General features: G+C 75.5%; 15 protein-coding genes. 7 read left to right on the top strand and 8 right to left on the bottom strand.

The genetic code is table 11. From position 1 onward, the window contains the following. Nucleotides 1-43 precede the first annotated feature (43 nt). Entirely contained in the window at nucleotides 44-1363 is a 1320-nt protein-coding gene (locus BKA00_RS39725) for a glycosyltransferase family 4 protein (protein ID WP_185024156.1), read from the top strand. Here BKA00_RS39725 and BKA00_RS07090 read toward each other — a convergent pair. Continuing rightward, a complete protein-coding gene (locus tag BKA00_RS07090) occupies nucleotides 1353-1859 on the bottom strand; it encodes a mycothiol transferase (RefSeq protein ID WP_185024157.1) in 507 nt (168 codons plus the stop codon). The two genes, BKA00_RS39725 and BKA00_RS07090, sit on opposite strands and share 11 nt — an antisense overlap. A gap of 353 nt (nucleotides 1860-2212) precedes the next feature. Between BKA00_RS07090 and BKA00_RS07095 the strand changes: the two genes are divergently transcribed. Further along, complete coding sequence (locus tag BKA00_RS07095) at nucleotides 2213-3283, top strand: ABC-2 transporter permease (protein ID WP_185024158.1); 1071 nt, start codon at nucleotides 2213-2215, stop codon at nucleotides 3281-3283. Here the strand turns inward: BKA00_RS07095 and BKA00_RS07100 are convergent. Together BKA00_RS07100 and BKA00_RS38695 are read right to left on the bottom strand one after the other, a co-directional pair. Next, the gene (locus tag BKA00_RS07100) at nucleotides 3266-4486 is read right to left on the bottom strand and encodes a sensor histidine kinase (protein WP_185024159.1); all 1221 of its coding nucleotides are present in this window, start codon (nucleotides 4484-4486) and stop codon (nucleotides 3266-3268) included. The genes BKA00_RS07095 and BKA00_RS07100 overlap by 18 nt on opposite strands. Next, the gene (locus BKA00_RS38695; protein WP_185024160.1) at nucleotides 4483-5139 is read right to left on the bottom strand and encodes a response regulator; all 657 of its coding nucleotides are present in this window, start codon (nucleotides 5137-5139) and stop codon (nucleotides 4483-4485) included. Before BKA00_RS38695 ends, BKA00_RS07100 begins: the two co-directional genes overlap by 4 nt. 181 nt (nucleotides 5140-5320) lie before the next feature. On the opposite strand from BKA00_RS38695, the gene BKA00_RS07110 reads away from it, so the two are divergent. The 4 genes from BKA00_RS07110 to BKA00_RS07125 are packed head-to-tail and all read left to right on the top strand — an operon-like array spanning nucleotide 5321 to nucleotide 8794. Next, nucleotides 5321-5863: a hypothetical protein gene (locus BKA00_RS07110; protein WP_185024161.1), complete on the top strand. Its 543-nt coding sequence runs from the start codon at nucleotides 5321-5323 to the stop codon at nucleotides 5861-5863. Beyond that, nucleotides 5863-6906, top strand: a complete 1044-nt coding sequence (locus BKA00_RS40310; protein WP_185024162.1) for an efflux RND transporter periplasmic adaptor subunit — start codon at nucleotides 5863-5865, stop codon at nucleotides 6904-6906. The genes BKA00_RS07110 and BKA00_RS40310 overlap by 1 nt, the downstream gene beginning before the upstream one ends. Then, entirely contained in the window at nucleotides 6903-7589 is a 687-nt protein-coding gene (locus tag BKA00_RS07120; protein WP_185024163.1) for an ABC transporter ATP-binding protein, read from the top strand. Before BKA00_RS40310 ends, BKA00_RS07120 begins: the two co-directional genes overlap by 4 nt. Beyond that, the gene (locus tag BKA00_RS07125) at nucleotides 7586-8794 is read left to right on the top strand and encodes an ABC transporter permease (RefSeq protein ID WP_230299062.1); all 1209 of its coding nucleotides are present in this window, start codon (nucleotides 7586-7588) and stop codon (nucleotides 8792-8794) included. The genes BKA00_RS07120 and BKA00_RS07125 overlap by 4 nt, the downstream gene beginning before the upstream one ends. Before the next feature lie 51 nt (nucleotides 8795-8845). On the opposite strand, the gene xylA is transcribed toward BKA00_RS07125, so the two are convergent. Next, entirely contained in the window at nucleotides 8846-10003 is a 1158-nt protein-coding gene (gene xylA / locus BKA00_RS07130) for a xylose isomerase (RefSeq protein WP_185024164.1), read from the bottom strand. Between the two features lie 10 nt (nucleotides 10004-10013). Continuing rightward, nucleotides 10014-11396, bottom strand: coding sequence for a xylulokinase (gene xylB, locus BKA00_RS07135; protein WP_185024165.1), 1383 nt, complete (start codon nucleotides 11394-11396; stop codon nucleotides 10014-10016). A 92-nt stretch (nucleotides 11397-11488) separates the two neighbouring features. On the opposite strand from xylB, the gene BKA00_RS07140 reads away from it, so the two are divergent. Continuing rightward, complete coding sequence (locus BKA00_RS07140; protein WP_185024166.1) at nucleotides 11489-12694, top strand: ROK family transcriptional regulator; 1206 nt, start codon at nucleotides 11489-11491, stop codon at nucleotides 12692-12694. On the opposite strand, the gene BKA00_RS40315 is transcribed toward BKA00_RS07140, so the two are convergent. Genes BKA00_RS40315 through BKA00_RS07155 form a run of 3 tightly spaced genes read right to left on the bottom strand, consistent with a single transcriptional unit; the run spans nucleotide 12691 to nucleotide 17590 of the window. Then, nucleotides 12691-14214, bottom strand: a complete 1524-nt coding sequence (locus tag BKA00_RS40315; RefSeq protein ID WP_185024167.1) for a glycoside hydrolase family 43 protein — start codon at nucleotides 14212-14214, stop codon at nucleotides 12691-12693. The genes BKA00_RS07140 and BKA00_RS40315 overlap by 4 nt on opposite strands. Continuing rightward, complete coding sequence (locus BKA00_RS07150; protein WP_185024168.1) at nucleotides 14211-16532, bottom strand: beta-xylosidase/alpha-l-arabinosidase; 2322 nt, start codon at nucleotides 16530-16532, stop codon at nucleotides 14211-14213. The genes BKA00_RS40315 and BKA00_RS07150 overlap by 4 nt, the downstream gene beginning before the upstream one ends. Then, nucleotides 16529-17590 carry a LacI family DNA-binding transcriptional regulator gene (locus BKA00_RS07155; protein ID WP_185033816.1) on the bottom strand — a complete coding sequence of 354 codons (1062 nt, stop codon included), beginning with the start codon at nucleotides 17588-17590 and terminating at the stop codon, nucleotides 16529-16531. Before BKA00_RS07155 ends, BKA00_RS07150 begins: the two co-directional genes overlap by 4 nt. Between the last annotated feature and the right edge of the window lie 265 nt (nucleotides 17591-17855).

Raw genomic sequence — 17855 nt, forward strand, 5'->3', positions numbered from 1 at the left:
TCCGGGAACGGCCCGGACACGGCCGTCGGCGAACGGGGACCCGGTGAACGAGCCAGCTCACCCGCTGCGACTGCGGCGCCGCGTCCGGCGCAGGGCGCACCGCGTCCTGCGCCGGACGGCGCTCACGGCGCTGCGCCCGCTGCGGCGACGGCGCGTCCCGCCGCCCGGTGACCGGCTCCGCGTCCGCGTCCTGCTGCAGAACGCGCACGGGACGGGCGGGACGATCCGCACGGTCCTGAACCTGTGCGGCCATCTGGCCCGCGATCACGACGTCGAGATCGTCAGCGTGCTGAAGCGGAGCAGGAGGCCGTTCTTCGCCCTCCCCGCCGGGGTCACGGTCACCTACGCCGACGACCGCCTGGCTCCCAAGGGGCGCTCGGCCCGCCTGCTGGCCGGGCTGCCGAGCCTCCTGACGCCCGCGGACGAGGCGTCGTTCCGCCACATGAGCCTCTGGACGGACGTGTGCCTGCTGCGCCGCGCGGTCTGGCGTGCGGCGCCGCCCGACGTGCTCATCGGGTCCAGGCCGTCCCTCAACCTCCTGGCGGCCGAGCTGGCGCCGGCCGGGGTCGCGACGATCGGCCAGGACCACATGCACCTCGGGGCCTACCGGCCCGCGCTCCGGCGGCAGATCGTCCGCGCCTACCGCCGGCTCGACGTCGTCACCACGCTCACCGAGGCCGACCGCGCCGAGTACGAGGCCGCGCTGGCGGGATCCCCCGTGCGCGTCGTCCGCATCCCGAACGCCGCGCCGGCGCTGCCGGAGCGGCCGTCCCGGCGCGCGCACAAGGTCGTCGTGGCCGCCGGGAGGCTCGTGCACGCCAAGGGCTTCGACCTGCTCCTGCGCGCGTTCGCGCCGATCGCCGCCGAGCACCCCGACTGGACCCTGCGGGTCTTCGGAGGCGGGCCCCGGCGCGACCGGCTCCGCGCGCTGATCGACGACCTCGGCCTCGGCGGGCGGGCCGAGCTGTGCCCCCGCACCCGCGACCTGCACGCGGAGATGGGGCGGGCGTCGGTCTACGCGCTGTCGTCGCGCCGCGAGGGCATGCCCATGGTCGTGATCGAGGCCATGGGCATGGGGCTGGCGGTCGTGGCGTTCGACTGCCCCACCGGGCCGGCCGAGATGATCGCCCACGGCCGTGACGGGCTCCTCGTCACCGCCGGGGACGTGGACGCCCTGACCGCGGCGCTCCGCGCGGTGATCGCGGACCCCGGCCTGCGGGACCGGCTGGGCGAGGCGGCCCTGCTGTCCGCGCGGGCCCATGACCTGGACCGCATCGGCCCCCGGTGGTCCCGCCTGATCCGCGATCTCGTCCCCGCGGGCCCGCCCCCGGAACGGGCCCGGCCGGCCGAGGTCAGTCCCTGAGCAGGCCGCGCACGTAGGCGGCCTGCCCCGCGTGCTGGAGGTCGTCGGAGACCACGCTGACCAGCCGTACCGCCAGCGTGACCGGCGGATCCCACGCCCGGTCGACGATCCGGGAGAGGTCGGCGTCGGTCAGCGCGGACACGTACCGGACGGTACTGGCGTGGACGGCGTCGTGATAGCCCGTGAGCAGGTCCGCCGAGTCCACCCGGACGGCGGCGACGTCGTCCGGAGTGTGGCCGTACCCGGTGTCGGAGGCGTCGAACGGAAGGGCGAACCGGTCGGCCCAGCCGTCCCGCGTCCACACCTGGTCGGTGCCGGCGGCCCCGGCGACGTGGTCGTCCTGGATGCGGGTGAGGTGCCAGACGAGCCACGCGATCGAGTTGGCGCCCTCGGCGGGCCGGCGGGCGAGCTGCGGCCCGCTGAGGCCGCCGACCGCCCCGTGGACGACGTCGCGGATCCGGTCGAACGCGTCGGTGAGCAGTTCAGCACTGGTCATTGGTCCGACGCTACCTTGGTCCGGCCCGGGTTTCAGGCCCCCGCGCCTCCGCATCCGGACGCGACGGGAAGGGTGTTTCGATGTTCGGCTTGATACTCCCTGTGATCGATACGATCCTGACTGTAGTCGATCGGCAGGTCATCCGCCGCGGCGACGCCCCGCCCCCCGGGGCGTGCCCGCGGGCCACGGCGTAACGGCACGCACCGGTGCCGTTGGAAGAGGGGGACCGGGGGTGGACGGCTCCGCGTTCGTGCACCAAGGCTGCGTCTACTCCAGCGACGACGACGGCGGCGCCGGTGCCTGAGCCCGGCCCCCGCGCAGTTGGCGGGCCGCCGATTGGGTAGGCGACCGGCATGAGCACTCGCGCGCCCGACCGGCGTCCGCCCGACCGCGGGTTCGCGGCCGAACTCCGAGACGCGGTGACGCTGCGCGCGTTCGCCCTGATCACCGGGGTCATGCTGCTGCAGTTCGGGTTCATCCTTTCCTACATCGGCGCGTTCCACTCGCCGGCCCCGCACCGCGTCCCCGTCGCGGTGGTCGCGCCGCCCGCGGTCGCGGGACAGGTCGTCGCGCGGGTGAACGCGCTGGAGGGCGCACCGCTGAAGGCGCGCACGTCGCCCGGCGCGCAGCAGGCCCGCCGGGACATCCTGCGCCGCGACGTCGACGCGGCGATCATCGTCGACCCGCGCGGCGGCACCGACACGCTCCTGGTCGCCTCCGCCGCCGGCCCCGCGCTCGCCGGCACCGCGACCGACGTGGCGCACCGTCTGGAGACCGCCCAGGGCCGGCAGGTGAGGGTCGTCGACATCCGGCCGCCGGGCCCCAAGGACGGCCGGGGCCTGTCCTCCTTCTACCTCGTCATCGGCTGGGTCGTGGGCGGCTACCTGGCCGCCGCGATCCTCGCGGTCGCGGGCGGCGCCCGCCCGGCCAACGCGCGCCGCACGGTCGTCCGGCTGGGCGCGCTCGCCCTGTACGCGGTCGTGTCGGGGCTCGGCGGCGCCCTCATCGCCGGTCCGCTCCTCGGCGCGCTGCCGGGCCACTTCTTCCCGGTGTGGGGGATCGGCGCGCTCGTGGTCTTCGCCGCGGCGGCCGCCACGGCCGCGCTCCAGACCCTGTTCGGGCTCATCGGGATCGGTCTGGCGATCCTGCTGTTCGTCGTGCTCGGCAACCCCAGCGCCGGCGGCGCCTACCCGGTCGCGCTGCTGCCGTCGTTCTGGCGCTCGATCGGCGGCTGGCTGCCGACGGGCGCGGCGACGACGGCCGTGCGCAACACCGTCTACTTCTCCGGCAACGCCACGGCGCACGCGCTGTGGGTGCTGGCCGGGTGGGCCCTCGCCGGGGCGGCCGTCGCCCTGGCGGTGTCCGCGCTGCGCCCGCGCACGACCGCCCCGGCCGAGGCGACCGCCTCAGCCCGGGGAGGCTGACGCCGGCAGGCGGACGGTCACCACGAGGCCGCCTCCCGGGCGCGGCGCCGCGGTCACCGTGCCGCCGTGGGCCGTCGCGGTCGCCCGGACGATCGACAGCCCGAGACCCGAGCCGCGGTCGGAGCGCACCCGGTCGTTGCCGAGCCTCCGGAACGGCTCGAAGATCGTCTCGATCTCGTAGGCGGGGACCGGGGGACCGGTGTTGGCGACGGTGAGCTCGGCCCAGCCGTCCCGGCCCCGGGTCGCGACGCGCACCTCGCCGCCGTCGCGGTTGTGCCGGATCGCGTTCTCCACCAGGTTCTGCACGAGCCGCTCCACCAGCACCGGATCGCCGGAGGCGGGGGCCGGGCCGAGCAGGCGGTCCGCGGTCACGCCGCGGGCCTCCGCCTCGGCGGCGGCCTGCCGCAGGACGTGCCCGGCGACGTCCGCCAGGTCGAGCGGTCCGGCGTCGACCACGGCGTTCTCGGTCCCGGCGAGGGTGAGCAGCCCGTCGATGAGCCGCTCGTGCCTGCCGTTGACGACCAGCAGCGACTCGCCGAGCCGCTTGACGTCGTCGGTGGCGTCCGGCCGCCGCACCGCCACGTCCACCAGCGTCCGGTTGATGGCGAGGGGGGTGCGCAGCTCGTGCGAGGCGTTCGCGACGAACCGGCGCTGCCCGTCGAACGCCCGCGCCAGCCGGCCGAGCATGGTGTCGAAGGTGTCGGCCAGCTCCTTGACGTCGTCGCGCGGGCCCTCGTAGGCGATCCGCTCGGTGAGGTCGTGGCTGCGCGCGACGCGGCGCGCCGTCTCGGTGATCGCGTGCACGGGGCGCAGCGCCCGGTCGGCGAGCAGCCAGCCGAAGCCGAGCCCCGCCGCGCCCACCAGCCCGAGCGCGATCCCGCCCTGGGTGAGCAGCGCGTTGAGGGTCTTCCGCCGGTAGTCCTCGCGGCCCTTGATCAGCGCGCCCTGCACCCGCTGCACGGTGAGCTCCGACGCCTCGCCGGGCATCGGCGCCGTCCCCTTCAACGCGGGTCCCGCGGCTGTGAAGACGCGGTCGTCCGCGGGTTCTCCCTGCCTCTGCAGGTTGTTCTGGACGAGGAGATAGGTCAGGCCGAGCAGCACGATGCCCGCGCCGAGGAACAGGCCCGTGTAGAGGATGGTCAGCCGCAGCCGGATCGTCGGCCGCAGCCGGCCGGCGAACCCCGCGGTCCTCGCAGCGCTCATGGGATCCGGTACCCCACTCCCGGGACGGTCTCGATGACCGGGGGATCGCCGAGTTTGCGGCGCAGCTTCATCAGCGTCACCCGGACGGTGTTGGTGAACGGGTCGGTGTGCTCGTCCCACACCTTCTCCAGCAGCCGCTCGGCGGACACGATCGTCCCGTCCGCGCGCAGCAGCTCGGCCAGCAGCCCGAACTCCTTGCGCGCCAGGTGCACGTACCGCCCGTCGCGGTACACCTCCTGGCGGGACGGGTCGGCCCGGATCCCGGCGCGCTCCAGTGCCGGCGGCGCCGCCGGGCGGGCCCGCCGACCGAGCGCGAGGATCCGCGCCACCAGCTCCTCGAACGCGAACGGCTTGGTGAGGTAGTCGTCGGCGCCGAGGCGCAGCCCGTCGACCCGGGCCGGGACGGTGACGGCGGCGGTGAGCATCAGCACCCGCACGAGCGCGCCGGACTCCACCACCGCGCGGCACACGTCGTCGCCGTGCACGACCGGCAGGTCCCGGTCCAGGACGACCACGTCGTAGTCGTGCACGCCGAGCCGCTCCAGCGCGGCGTCCCCGTCGTAGACCACGTCCACGGCGAGGGCCTCCGCCCGCAGCCCCTCGGCGATCGAGTCGGCGAGCATCCGCTCGTCCTCGGCGACCAGTACACGCACGTGCCCCACCCCTGCCGCTCCCGCGGGACCCGCCCTCCTGCGCGTCCCGCCGCCCCAGCTTCGGGGAACGGGCGTAACGCCGGCATAACGCGATCCGGTTACGCCGGGGTTACCGGCCGACGGCTGGACTTGCGGTCGCCGCCGGAGCACCGTCCGGCGGGGACGACGAGGAGACGACCCGATGCGACGACGTACGCTCGCCGTGCTGGCGCTCGCCCCTGCCCTGGCCCTCGGCCTGCAGGGCTGCGGGGACGAGGGCGCCGGCGGGGGCGGCACCGCCAAGGCCGCCAGCGACGACCAGAAGATGCGGGAGTTCGCCCGCTGCATGCGCGCCAACGGGGTGGACATGCCGGACCCGAAGAACGGCCGGATCGAGATCCGGGCGTCCGCCAAGCCGGGCGGCCCCGGCAAGGATGGACCGGAGGCCGACGGCGGTGTCCAGGCGGCGCAGAAGAAGTGCGCGCACCTGATGCCGAACGGCGGGAAGCCGCCCAAGCCCAAGCCCGAGGAACTGGCGAAGATGCGCGCGTTCGCCAAGTGCATGCGCGACCACGGTGTCGGCGCGTTCCCCGACCCCGAGCCGGACGGCGGCATCAAGATCAAGGAGGGGAAGGGCACGGGGCCGGACCCGGAGAGCCGGACGTTCAAGAGCGCCCAGAAGGCCTGTGCCAAGCTCTCGCCCGGCGGCGGAGGCTTCGCGGCGACGACCCGGGGCGGCGACTAGTGGCCAGGACGCGCACCGTCGTCCTCGGCGCGGCCGGGGTCGCCGTGGCCGGCGGCGCGGGGCTCGCGACGGTCGGGCTCGGCGGCGGCGCCGATCCCGCCGCCGCACGCGGAGCCCTGCCGCCCGCGACGGCGGCGGTCGAGCGCACCACGCTCACCGAGACGCAGGACGTGGACGGCACGCTCGGCTACGGCGGGACCCGCACCGTCGCCGGCGCCGGGCGCGGCACCATCACCTGGCTCGCCGGGCCCGGGGCGGTCGTCTCCAGGGGCAGGGCGGTGTACCGGGTCGACGACAGGCCGGTACCGCTGCTGTACGGCAGCCTTCCGCTGTACAGGACGCTCGCCGAGGGGACGAAGGGCGCCGACGCCCTGCAGCTGGAACGCAACCTGCGAGCCCTCGGCTATACCGGTTTCACCGTCGACAGGACCTACGACGCCGCCACCGCCGCGGCCGTGCGGCGCTGGCAGGACGCGCTCGGCGTCGACGAGACCGGCCGGGTCGCTCCCGGCGCGGCCGTCGTCGCGTCCGGCCGCATCCGGGTCGCCGAGCGCAAGGCGAACGTCGGGGACCGCGCCGGCGGCCCTGTCCTCACCTACACCGGCACGACCCGGGTCGTGTCCGTCGACCTGGACGTCGAGTACCAGCGGCTGGCGAAGAAGGGTGCGCGAGTGGAGATCGAGCTGCCATCCGGCGACACCGCCACCGGGCGGGTCTCCTCGGTCGGGAAGGTCGCCAAGGAGGGGGCGCAGGATCAGCCGACCACCGTGGAGGTCGAGATCGCGGTCGCCGGGCGCGTAAAGCTCGGCTCCTACGACAAGGCGCCCGTCGTGGTATGCCTCACCGCGAACCGGCATCCCGACGTCCTCGCCGTGCCGGTCGGCGCGCTGCTCGCCCGGGGCGACGGCGGCTACGCCGTCCAGGTCGTCCAGGACGGGCGGGTCCGCACGGTGCCGGTGGAGACCGGCGTGTTCACCGAGGGCCGGGTCGAGGTCTCCGGCCCGGGCCTCGCGGAGGGCATGAAGGTCGGGGTGCCGTCATGAGCCCGGTAGTGGAGCTCAGGGAGGTCACCAAGACCTACCCGGGCGGGGTCACCGCGCTGGACGGAGTGTCGCTGACCGTCGGGGAGCGCGAGCTCCTCGCGATCGTCGGGCCGTCCGGATCGGGGAAGTCGACGATGCTGCACCTGCTCGGCACCCTCGACCGGCCGAGCGCCGGGACCGTCCTCGTCGAGGGCGGGGACGTGTCGCGGCTCACGGACCGGCGCCTGTCCGCGCTGCGCGCCCGGCGGATCGGCTTCGTGTTCCAGCAGTTCCACCTCGCGGCGGGCGTCAGCGCGCTCGACAACGTCGCCGACGGGCTCCTGTACGGGGGCGTGCCGCTGCCGCAGCGGCGCCGCCTGGCCCGCCGCGCGCTGGAGCGCGTCGGGCTCGGGCACCGCCTCGGCCACCGGCCGCACCAGCTGTCGGGCGGCGAGCGGCAGCGCGTCGCGATCGCCCGCGCCGTGGTCGGGGAGCCCGCGCTGCTGCTGGCCGACGAGCCGACCGGCGCGCTGGACTCGGCGTCGGGCGCGGGCGTCCTCGACCTGCTGCGCGAGCTGTCCGGCGGCGGCACGACCGTCGTCCTGATCACGCACGACCGGGACATCGCCGCGCTGCTGCCCCGGCAGGTGCGGATGCGCGACGGCCGGATCGTGCACGACGACGCACGGGTGGGGGCGCCGTGAGCGGGAGGAACGCGTCCCTGGACGCCGCGGCGAGGCTCGGCCCCGGCGACGTGCTGCGCGTCGGTGCCGCCGGCCTGCGGTCGCGGCCGACGCGGGTGTTCCTGTCCGCCCTCGGCATCGCGATCGGCATCGCCGCGATGGTCGGCGTGGTCGGCATCTCGACGTCGAGCCGGGCGCAGCTGCAGGCCGCCCTCGACCGGCTCGGCACGAACCTGCTCACGGTCGGACCGGGCCGCGACCTGTTCGGCGGGGACGCCGAGCTGCCCGAGGAGTCCGTCGCGATGGTGGCGCGGATGCCGGACGTGCGGTCGGCGTCGGCGACGGCGAAGCTGGAGGACACCGCCGTCTACCGCAACGACCACATCCCGGAGGGGGAGAGCGGCGGCATCAGCGTCCTGGCGGCCCGCCTGGACCTGCCGCGGACCGTCGGCCTCACCATGGCCTCCGGCACCTGGCTGAACGCGGGCACGGCGAAGTACCCGGCCGTCGTCCTGGGGTCGGCGGCGGCCGACCGGCTCGGCGTCTCGACGCCGAACGCGCAGGTGTGGCTCGGCTCCCAGTGGTTCACCGTCGTGGGCGTCCTGGAACCGAACGGGCTGGCGCCGGAGCTGGACTCGGCCGCGCTCGTCGGCTGGGACGCCGCCGCGTCCCGCCTCGGCTTCGACGGCCACCCGACCACCGTCTACACGCGGGCCCGCGAGGACGCCGTGGCGAAGGTGCGGGACCTGCTCGCCGCGACCGCGAACCCGCGGGCGCCGAACGAGGTCGAGGTCAGCCGGCCCTCGGACGCGCTGGCCGCGCGGCAGGCCGGCGACCGGGCGTTCACCGGCCTGCTCCTCGGCCTCGGCGGCGTCGCGCTGCTGGTCGGCGGCGTCGGCGTCGCCAACACGATGGTGATCTCCGTGCTGGAGCGCCGCGCCGAGATCGGCCTGCGCCGCAGCCTCGGCGCGACCCGGGGCCAGATCCGGCTCCAGTTCCTCGCCGAGTCGCAGATGCTGGCCGTGCTGGGCGGCGTCGGCGGCGTGGCGGCGGGCATCGCGGTCACCGCCGTCTTCGCCGTGATCCAGGGCTGGCCGACCGTCGTCCCGGTCTGGGCGATGGCGGGCGGCATCCTCGCCACTCTCCTCATAGGCGGCGTCGCGGGCCTGTACCCCGCCCTACGCGCAGCCCGCCTGGCCCCCACCGAAGCACTGGCGGCCCCGTAGGGCAGTGAGGAGGCAGCTGTCCTCCCAGGGACGGCCCCTGGGAGGACACGCCTACCGCACGCCGTAGAGGTGCTCCAGGGCGAGCTGGTCGAGATGCTCGAAGGCGGTGCGGCGGGCGCCGAGGGCTTCGGCGTCGACGGTGGTGTCGCGGACGGAGCGCCAGTCCTCGCCGTCGGCCAGGGTCGGCTGGGCGAGCTCCTCCAGCTTGGCCTCGCGCAGGGCGTCCTGGACGTCGGGGTCGGCGCGGAACGCGCGGGCCTTCTCGCGCAGGATCAGCCAGTTGCGCATGCACGCGGCCGCCGACTCCCACACGCCCCGGTCGTCCTCGGTGCGGGGCGGCTTGAAGTCGAAGTGGACGGGGCCGTCGTAGTCGCTCTGGTCGATCAGGTCGACGACCCAGAAGGCGCCGCGCGCGTTGCCGGCGCCGAAGCGCAGGTCCTGGTCGTAGCGGGGGCCGTGCTGCCCGTTGAGGTCGATGTGGAACAGCTTGCCCTGCCACAGCGCCTGGGCCAGGCCGTGCGCGTAGTTCAGCCCGGCCATCTCCTCATGCCCGACCTCGGGGTTCAGGCCGACGGTGTCGGGGCGCTCCAGGGTCTGGATGAACGCGAGCGCGTGGCCGATCGTGGGGAGCAGGATGTCGCCGCGCGGCTCGTTCGGCTTCGGCTCGATCGCGAAGCGCAGGTCGTAGCCCTGGTCGGCGACGTAGGCGCCGAGGACGTCGAACGCCTCCTTGTAGCGGTCCAGCGCCGCCTGGACGTCCTTGGCCGCCCCGGACTCGGCGCCCTCCCGCCCGCCCCAGCACACGTAGGTGCGGGCGCCCAGTTCGGCGGCCAGGTCCAGGTTGTCCATGACCTTGCGCAGCGCGAACCGGCGGACGTCGCGGTCGTTGGCGGTGAAGGCCCCGTCCTTGAAGACCGGGTGGCCGAACAGGTTCGTGGTGGCGGTGGTGACGACCAGGCCCGTCTCGTCCAGGGCCTTGCGGAACGCGTCGATCGCCCCCTGCCTCTCGGCGGGCGTGGCGTCGAAGTCGAACACGTCGTTGTCGTGGAAGTTGACGCCGTAGGCGCCGATCTCGGCGAGCTCGCGGACGGCGCGGTCGGCGGGCATCGGCGGCCGGGTGCCGGGGCCGAACACGTCGACGCCCTGCCAGCCGACCGTCCAGACGCCGAACGAGAAGCGGTCCTCGGGCGTGGGCGTGTAGTCGCTCATGGGTTCCTCCTCAGATCTCCGGGGCGGTGTCGCGCAGCGCCGCGTAGCGTGCGCGGACCCCGGCATCGGTGCGGTCGGCGGTGTGCTCGGTCGCGGGCGGCGCCGGCCAGGCGGGCGGCTCCGGCGTCCCGGCCAGGGCCCAGGCCGCCTGGCGGGCGGCGCCGAGCGCGACGTACTCGGCGGGCTCGGGGACGGTCACCGGCGTCCCGAGGATCGCGGGGGCGAGGGCGCGGACGGCCCCGGCGCGGGCGCCGCCGCCGATCAGCAGGACGCGGCGCGGCCGGACGCCCTGCGCGGCGAGGTGGTCGACGGCGTCGGCGAGCGAGCACAGCAGCGCCTCCACGGCGGCCCGCGCGAGGTTCTCCCGCGTCGCGTTGGACGTGGTGAGCCCCGCGAGCACGCCGCTGGCTCCCGGCCGGTCGGGGGTGCGCTCGCCGTCGAGGTAGGGGAGCAGCGTCAGGCCGCCCGCGCCGGGTTCGGCGGCGAGGGCCAGCGCGGACAGCTCCTCCAGCGAGGCGCCGGTCATCGCCGCGGCGGCAGACAGGATCCGGGCGGCGTTCAGCGTGCAGACCAGGGGCAGGAACCGGCCGGTCGCGTCGGCGAACCCCGCGACCAGCCCGGAGGCGTCGGCCGCGGGCTCCCCGGCGACCGCGAAGGCCGTCCCCGAGGTGCCGATCGACACGACGACGTCGCCGGGCCCCAGCCCGAGTCCGAGCGCGGCGCCCATGTTGTCGCCGGTGCCGGGGCCGAGCGCGGCGCCCCAGGCCGTCTCGCCGACGCGCTCCCCGGGCGCGGCGACGCGGGGCGTCGCGGCGTCGTGGCCGAGCGCCGCGCGCAGCAGGTCCGGCAGGTAAGCGCCGGTCGCGGGGGACCAGTAGCCGGTTCCGGACGCGTCGCCGCGGTCGGTCACCGGCTCGGACGCGCCGAGCCGCAGCGTCAGCCAGTCGTGGGGGAGCACGACCTGCTCGGTGCGGCGCGCGTGGCCGGGCTCGTTCTCGGCCATCCAGCGGAGCTTGGTCACCGTGAACGACGCCAGCGGGACGCTCCCGGTCCGCTTCGCCCAGGCCTCCGCGCCTCCGAGCTCCTCGACGAGGGCGCGGGCCTGCGGCGCCGAGCGCGTGTCGTTCCAGAGCAGGGCGGGCCGGACGGGCTCGCCGGCGGCGTCGAGCGCGACCATGCCGTGCTGCTGGGCGGCGACCGCCACCGCGTCGGCGCGTTCGAGCAGGTCCCGGACCTGCCCCAGCGCGTGCCACCAGTGGTCGGGGTGGCATTCGGTGCCGTCCGGATGCGGGGCGGAGGCGGTCGCGACCACGGCGCCGTCTCCGGCGCGGCACAGCACGACCTTCGTCGACTGCGTCGAGGAGTCGACGCCCGCGACCAGGCTCTCGGGCATCCGCGTCCCGCCTTTCGTAAAGAGCTTGGACTAATTAACCTAGCAGAGGGCTTCCGCCCTGCCTATACACGTGATTCATTTAGGGTTCTTCCATGACGAACTCCGCCAACGCCCCCGTCCGGCACGCGACGATGCGCGAGCGGAACCTCGCCGTCGTCCTGGAGCACGTGGCCCGCCACCAGCCCGTGACGCGGGCGCGGCTGGCCGAGCTCACCGGCTTCACCAAGACGACGGTGTCCAACCTCGTCTCCCTGCTGGAGGGCGCGGGCCTGGTGCGGGACGGCGCGCCGGTGCGCGAGGGGGAGCGCGGACGTCCAGGCGTGGGCGTGTCCGTCCACGGCGACGGCGCAGCCGGGCTCGGGCTGGAGGTCAACGTCGACTACCTCGCCGCCTGCGTCCTCGACCTCGCCAAGCAGGTCCGCTACCGGCACGTCGTCAGCTCCGACAACCGCGGACGCGAGCCCGGCGCCGTGCTCGCCGCGCTGTCCGCGCTCGCGGGCGAGGCGGTCGCCGCGGCCGCCGGGCAGGGCCTGACCGTCGCCGGCGCCGCGGTCGCCCTGCCCGGCCTGCTCGACCGCGAGAACGGGGTGGTGCGGCACGCGCCGAACCTCGGCTGGACGGACGTCCCCGTCACGGGGGCCCCCGGCCTCGCCGCGGCGCTGCCCGCCGAATACGACAACGAGGCCAACCTCGCCGCCCTCGGCGAGCTGTGGTTCGGCGGCGGCGCCCGGTTCGGCGACTTCGTGCACGTCTCGGGCGAGATCGGGATCGGTGCCGGGATCGTCGTGGACGGACGGGTCTTCCGCGGCGCCCACGGCTTCGCGGGCGAACTCGGGCACCTGGTCGCCGACCCGTCCGGCCCCGCCTGCTCCTGCGGCGGGCGCGGCTGCCTGGAGCAGATCGCCGGCCAGGAGGCGATGCTGCGCGCGGCGGGCCTGCCGGTGACGCGGCCGGCCGCCGGGCCCGAGGGCTCGGTGGGCAGGCTGGTCGAACGGCTCAGCGCCGGCGACGCGGCGGCGCTCGACGCGGTGGCCCGGGCGGGCCGGGCGCTCGGCGGCGCGCTGGCCTCGGCCGTCAACCTGATCGACCCGGACACCATCGTGCTCGGCGGCGTGTTCTCCCCGCTGGCCGCCTGGATCCGGCCCCCGCTGGAAGGCGTCCTCGCGGAGGGGCCGGGCTCGCTGCGGCGCGGCGTGCCGCCGGTCGAGGTCTCCGGCCTGGCGGAGGGCGCCGCCGTCCTCGGCGCCGCGGGCCTCGTCGTGGAACGCGTGATCGCCGACCCCGCGCTGCTCCTCTAGAGCGGGCGGTACTCGAACCAGGCGAAGTCGGCGTGGCCGCCGCCCGCCCGGCCGTTGGACGTGGCGTAGAGGCCGACGTAGACGCCGGTGAAACCGCCCGCGACCTGGCTGCTGAGGACGTCGCCGTCCACCGGGCCGCCGAGCGGCGTCCATTCGCCCGGCGCAGACCCGTGGTACGCCTGGTACCAGCGCCCGTGCGCCTCGAAGCCCAGCCTGACGGGCCCCGAGACGGCGGGGACCGCGGCGAGCACGGTCTCGACCCCCTGCTCGCGTTTGACCAGTTGCAGCCCTTGGCCCGTCGACACGAGCAGGACGTGGAAGTCGTTGTTCTGCACGAGGGCGAGCCCGGCCCACTCCTCGTCGGCCGGTGCGAAGTCGAGCGAGGTGAACGCGGCGAAGTCCGGGTGCTGCTGGCGCCGCCCGAGGAACGACGGGTTCGCCACGTCCGCGAGGGTCTCCGGACGGGCGCGCAGCCGCAGGTGCCCGGGGCGCTCCGTCAGGCTCCACCAGCGTTCGCGCGGCGTCCGAAGCATGTTCCACGCCGGGTCCAGATCGGGCCCGTCGAAGTGGTCGCACGCCGGGGCGGCGGGCCACGGGTGCGGCGGCGGCGACGGGGCGGGATGGACCGGCTCGATCCGCCCGCCGGTCACCGGCCAGCCGTCCTCCCAGGCGACCGGTGCCAGGAACGTCTCCCGCCCGAGTACGCACCGGTCGAGGTGATGCGGGCGCATCGCGAGCAGCACCATCCAACACTCGCCGTCGGGCGTGTCGACGAGGTCGGCGTGCCCGGCGCCGACGACCGGGTGCCCGGCCCCGAGGTTGCGGTGGGTGAGCACGGGGTTGCGCGGGTTCCCCTCGTAGGGGCCCGTGACGGCGCCGGCGCGGGCGACCATCACCGCATGGTCGTGGGCGGTCCCGCCCTCGGCCGTGAGCAGCACGTACCGGCCGTCGATCTTGTAGAGGTGGGAGCCCTCCGACCAGATCGCGCCCTTCACCGCCCCGTCCCAGATCACGTGCTCCTCGCCGGTCAGGGCGAGGGCGGACGGGTCGAACTCGCGCAGCCAGATCTCGGTGTGGCCCTCGTAGCGCCCCGTCGGCCGGGTGCCGGTGCACCACGCGCGGCCGTCGTCGTCGAAGAACAGGGACGGGTCGATGCCGTCGCCGTCCAGCCGGTGCGCGTCCGACCACGGCCCGGCGGGATCGGACGCGGTCATCACGAAGTGCCCGGACCACCGCGTCCCGTCCACCAGCGTGCAGACCAGGTAGAAGGTGCCGCCGTGGTGGCGCAGGGTCGGCGCGTACAGGCCGCCGGAGGCCGGGACGCCGTCCAGCGGCAGCTGGCCGGCCCGGTCCAGCGCGTGCCCGACCTGGCGCCAGTGCACGAGGTCGCGGCTGTGGAACACCGGCAGCCCGGGGAACCACTCGAAGGTCGAGGCCACGAGGTAGAAGTCGCCGCCCACGCGGCAGACCGACGGGTCGGGGTGGCAGCCCGGCAGCACGGGATTGCGGAACGCGGTCACAGCGGCGTGACCCCCACCGGGACGGTGAGGACCCGGTCCGGGCCGAGCTCGCGGACGGGCCCGTCGAGCGTGAACGCGCCGCGCAGCGGCAGGTCGGCGCTCGACCGCCCCACGGAGACCTCGACGACGCCCGGCTCGACGATGCGCCGCAGGTCCGGGCCAGTGAAGGAGGTCCGGTCGGCGTGCACCCGGAACGCGACCCGCGCCGCCTCGCCCGGCTCCAGCCGGACCCTGGCCCACCCGGCGAGCCAGCGGGCGGGCCGCACCACCGAGGCGACCGGGTCGGACAGGTACAGCTGCGCCACCTCCGTTCCGGCGTGTTCCCCGGTGTTGCGGACGACCGCGCTGACCGTCACCGTCCCGTCGGTCGCCGCCCGCTCGTCCGCACGCAGGTCCTCGTACTCGAACGACGTCCAGGTCAGGCCGTGGCCGAACGGGTAGAGCGGGACGGGGTCGACCACGCTCCAGTCGTGCCCGCCGTCCATCAGCGACCGCAGGTAGGTGACCGGCGGCCCGGACGCGCGGCGCGGCACGCTGACCGGCATCCGCCCCGACGGCTCGACGCGGCCCGACAGGACCCCCGCGACGGCCCCGCCGCCCTCCTCGCCGGGGAAGAACGCCTGCACGACGGCGGCGGCCCGGTCGGCGAGGGACTCGATCGCGTACGGGCGCCCGGTCAGCATCACGATGACCGTGGGGGTGCCGGTGTCCAGGACGGCCGCGGCCAGCTCGGCCTGCCGTCCCGGCAGCGCGAGCGTCTCGGCGTCGCAGCCCTCGCCGGACGTGCCGCGGCCGAAGAGCCCCGCCCGGTCGCCGAGGGCGAGCACGCACACCCCGGCCTCGCGCGCCGCCGCGACGGCGGCCTCGATGTCGGAGTCCTCGTCGACGAGCACGTCGCGGGAGCCCGCGACCCGCACGCCGGGAAGCTCGGCGCGCAGCGCGTCCGCCAGCGTCGGGATCGGCACGCCGAGCGGCATCTCCGGATGCCGGCGGCCCACATGGCTCGGGAACGTGTAGCAGCCCAGCATCGCGAACGGGTCGTCCGCCAGAGGCCCGGCCAGCACGACGCCGTCGCCGGAGCGCAGCGGAAGCACGCCGTCGTTCGCCAGCAGGACGACCGACTCCTCGGCCAGCCGCCGCGCCAGCGCCCTGTGCTCCGGCGGGTCGAAGTCCGGCTCCGCCCCCTCGCTCCCGGCGGGCGTGCCGTCCAGCAGGCCGAGCTCGGCCTTCAGCGTCAGGACGCGGCCGGCGGCGCGGTCGAGCAGTTCCCCGGGCACGTCCCCCCGCAGGATCATCTCGATCAGCGGTGCGCCGTAGCAGCGGACGGTCGGCAGCTCCATGTCGATCCCGGCGCGCAGCGCCAGCGCGGCGGCCTCGCCGCGCGACCCGGCGACGCGGTGCCGGCTCTCCAGGAACGAGATGCCGAAGTAGTCGGCGACGACGACGCCCGCGAAGCCGAGCTCCTCGCGCAGCAGGCCGGTCAGCAGGCGCTCGTCGGCGGCGGCGGGCATCCCGTCCACGTCGGTGTAGGAGTGCATGACCGAGCGGGCCCCGCCGTCGCGCAGCGCCATCACGAACGGCTCCAGCACGATGTCGGCGAACTCGCGCGGGCCGATCGGCGTCGGCGCCATGTTCCGGCCGGCGCGTGAGGCGGAGTAGCCGGCGAAGTGCTTGAGCGTGGCGACGACGCCGGATTCCTCCAAGGCCCTCACGTAGGCCGTGCCCAGGACCCCGACGAGGTACGGGTCCTCGCCGATGCACTCCTCCGTGCGGCCCCAGCGGGCGTCGCGGACGACGTCCAGCACCGGCGCGAGCCCCTGGTGGACGCCCGCCGCCCGCAGGCTCGCGCCGATCGCGGCGGCCATCTCGCCGACCAGCTCGGGGTCGAAGGTGGCGCCCCACGCGGGCGGGCTGGGGAACACGGTGGCGCCCCACGTCATGAAGCCGTTGAGGCACTCCTCGTGCGCGATCGCCGGGACGCCGAACCGGTTGCCGGCGGCGACGCGGCGCTGCAGCTCGCGGAGCCGGGCGGCTCCCTCGGGCGCCGTCACCGGCAGGGTGCCGAACACGCGGGTGAGCTGGCCGAGGCCGCGGTCCAGGATCTCCTCCAGGCGCGGGGCGGACTCGCGGGAGTCGTCCTCCATCGGGGCCACGGGCTCGCCCGGCTCGGCCGGCATCGCCCAGAAGCCGGCGAGCTGCCCCGCCTTCTCCTCGGGCGTCATCCGGGACAGCAGGTCGGCGACCCGCTCGGCGACCGGCAGCCCGGGGTCCTGCCAGGGCCCGCGGATCGCGCTCGGGGCCGGAACGGCTTCGGTCATCGCTCCTCCGTGGGGGACGGCGAGGTGCGGGACGGCGGGGTCGTGGGCGGCGGCGCGGTGGAGGCGCGCACGCGCAGGTCGGTGGCCAGTTCCACGCGGGGGGTCAGCGGCGGCCGTCCGTCCAGCAACTGGAGCAGGGTGCGGGCCGCGACGCGGCCCATCTCCTCCAGCGGCTGCCGGACGGTCGTCAGCGGAGGTGACAGCCACTCGCAGGTCGGCAGGTCGTCGAAGCCGACGACGCTCAGGTCCTCGGGGATGCGCAGCCCGGCGAGCCGGGCCGCCTGGTAGGCGCCCATGGCCTGCTCGTCGCTCCCCGCGAAGACCGCGGTGGGCGGCTCGGGCAGCGCCAGCAGCTCGCGGGTGCGGGCGTACCCGCCCCGGTGGTGGAAGTCGCCGTACCGGACGAGGTCGCGGTCGACCTCGATCCCGGCGCGCTCCAGCGCGGTCCGGTAGCCGTCCACCCGGGCCTGCGTGCAGAGCATGTCGGCGGGGCCGCCGATCATCGCGATGCGGCGGTGGCCGAGCCCGATGAGGTGCTCGGTCGCGGCGAGCCCGCCCGCCCAGTTGGTGGCGCCGACGCTGGCGATCTCGGCGTCAGGCAGGTTCACCGGGTCGACCAGGACGAGCCCGACGCCGGCCCGCTCCAGCTGCTCGCGCTGGCGCCGCGTCATCCGGGACGTCACCAGGATGACCCCGTCGCTGTGGTGCAGCGCGGGCAGGTTCTGCCAGCTCGGCGGGCGGGCGTCGTCCTCGCGCACCAGCGAGACGACGACGCCGGTGCCGTGCTCGGCGCACTCGGCCTCCACCCCGCGCAGGATCTCCACCGCCCACGGGCTGTCCAGCCCGGCCAGGACCAGGTCGATCAGGCCGGACCTGCGGGCGCGCCGGGACCCGCCGGGGCCCGGGTAGTTGTGGGTGCGCAGCAGCGCCTCCACGCGCTCGCGGGTCGCGGCGGCCACGTCGGTGCGGCCGTTGAGGACCTTGGAGACCGTGGCGGGGGAGACCCCCGCCTCGGAGGCGATCAGCGCCAGGGTCGGCCGGGACGGCGGGTCCGGCATCTCGTCGGTGGTGCGCACGGGCACGCTTCTCTCCTCCCCGAGGAAACGATTGCGAACAGTATCGCAATGTTTCGCTAGGTCCTAGTCCCCGTCCATGGCCTCCCGGCCGTTTCATTTAGGTCACTCGCGGCAGAAGTCTTGACCGTGAAGGGGCCCTTTCTTAGAGTTCCACGGCAACGGCAAGCCCGAAGAATTTCGAAATGTTTCGAGAGGAGCGGTCCCGCCCCGCCGCTCCAGGCCGAGCCCACCCCCCGATCCAGGAGGC

Source organism: Actinomadura coerulea (genome assembly GCF_014208105.1).
Taxonomy (GTDB): domain Bacteria; phylum Actinomycetota; class Actinomycetes; order Streptosporangiales; family Streptosporangiaceae; genus Spirillospora; species Spirillospora coerulea.

Coding starts and splice junctions, on each gene's coding strand:
- BKA00_RS07155 (WP_185033816.1), bottom strand. CDS start 17,590: ATGCCGGACCCGCCGTCCCGGCCGACCCTGGCGCTGATCGCCTCCGAG.
- BKA00_RS07095 (WP_185024158.1), top strand. CDS start 2,213: ATGAGCACTCGCGCGCCCGACCGGCGTCCGCCCGACCGCGGGTTCGCG.
- BKA00_RS07150 (WP_185024168.1), bottom strand. CDS start 16,532: ATGACCGAAGCCGTTCCGGCCCCGAGCGCGATCCGCGGGCCCTGGCAG.
- BKA00_RS07110 (WP_185024161.1), top strand. CDS start 5,321: ATGCGACGACGTACGCTCGCCGTGCTGGCGCTCGCCCCTGCCCTGGCC.
- BKA00_RS07090 (WP_185024157.1), bottom strand. CDS start 1,859: ATGACCAGTGCTGAACTGCTCACCGACGCGTTCGACCGGATCCGCGAC.
- BKA00_RS07100 (WP_185024159.1), bottom strand. CDS start 4,486: ATGAGCGCTGCGAGGACCGCGGGGTTCGCCGGCCGGCTGCGGCCGACG.
- BKA00_RS07120 (WP_185024163.1), top strand. CDS start 6,903: ATGAGCCCGGTAGTGGAGCTCAGGGAGGTCACCAAGACCTACCCGGGC.
- xylB (WP_185024165.1), bottom strand. CDS start 11,396: ATGCCCGAGAGCCTGGTCGCGGGCGTCGACTCCTCGACGCAGTCGACG.
- BKA00_RS07140 (WP_185024166.1), top strand. CDS start 11,489: ATGACGAACTCCGCCAACGCCCCCGTCCGGCACGCGACGATGCGCGAG.
- xylA (WP_185024164.1), bottom strand. CDS start 10,003: ATGAGCGACTACACGCCCACGCCCGAGGACCGCTTCTCGTTCGGCGTC.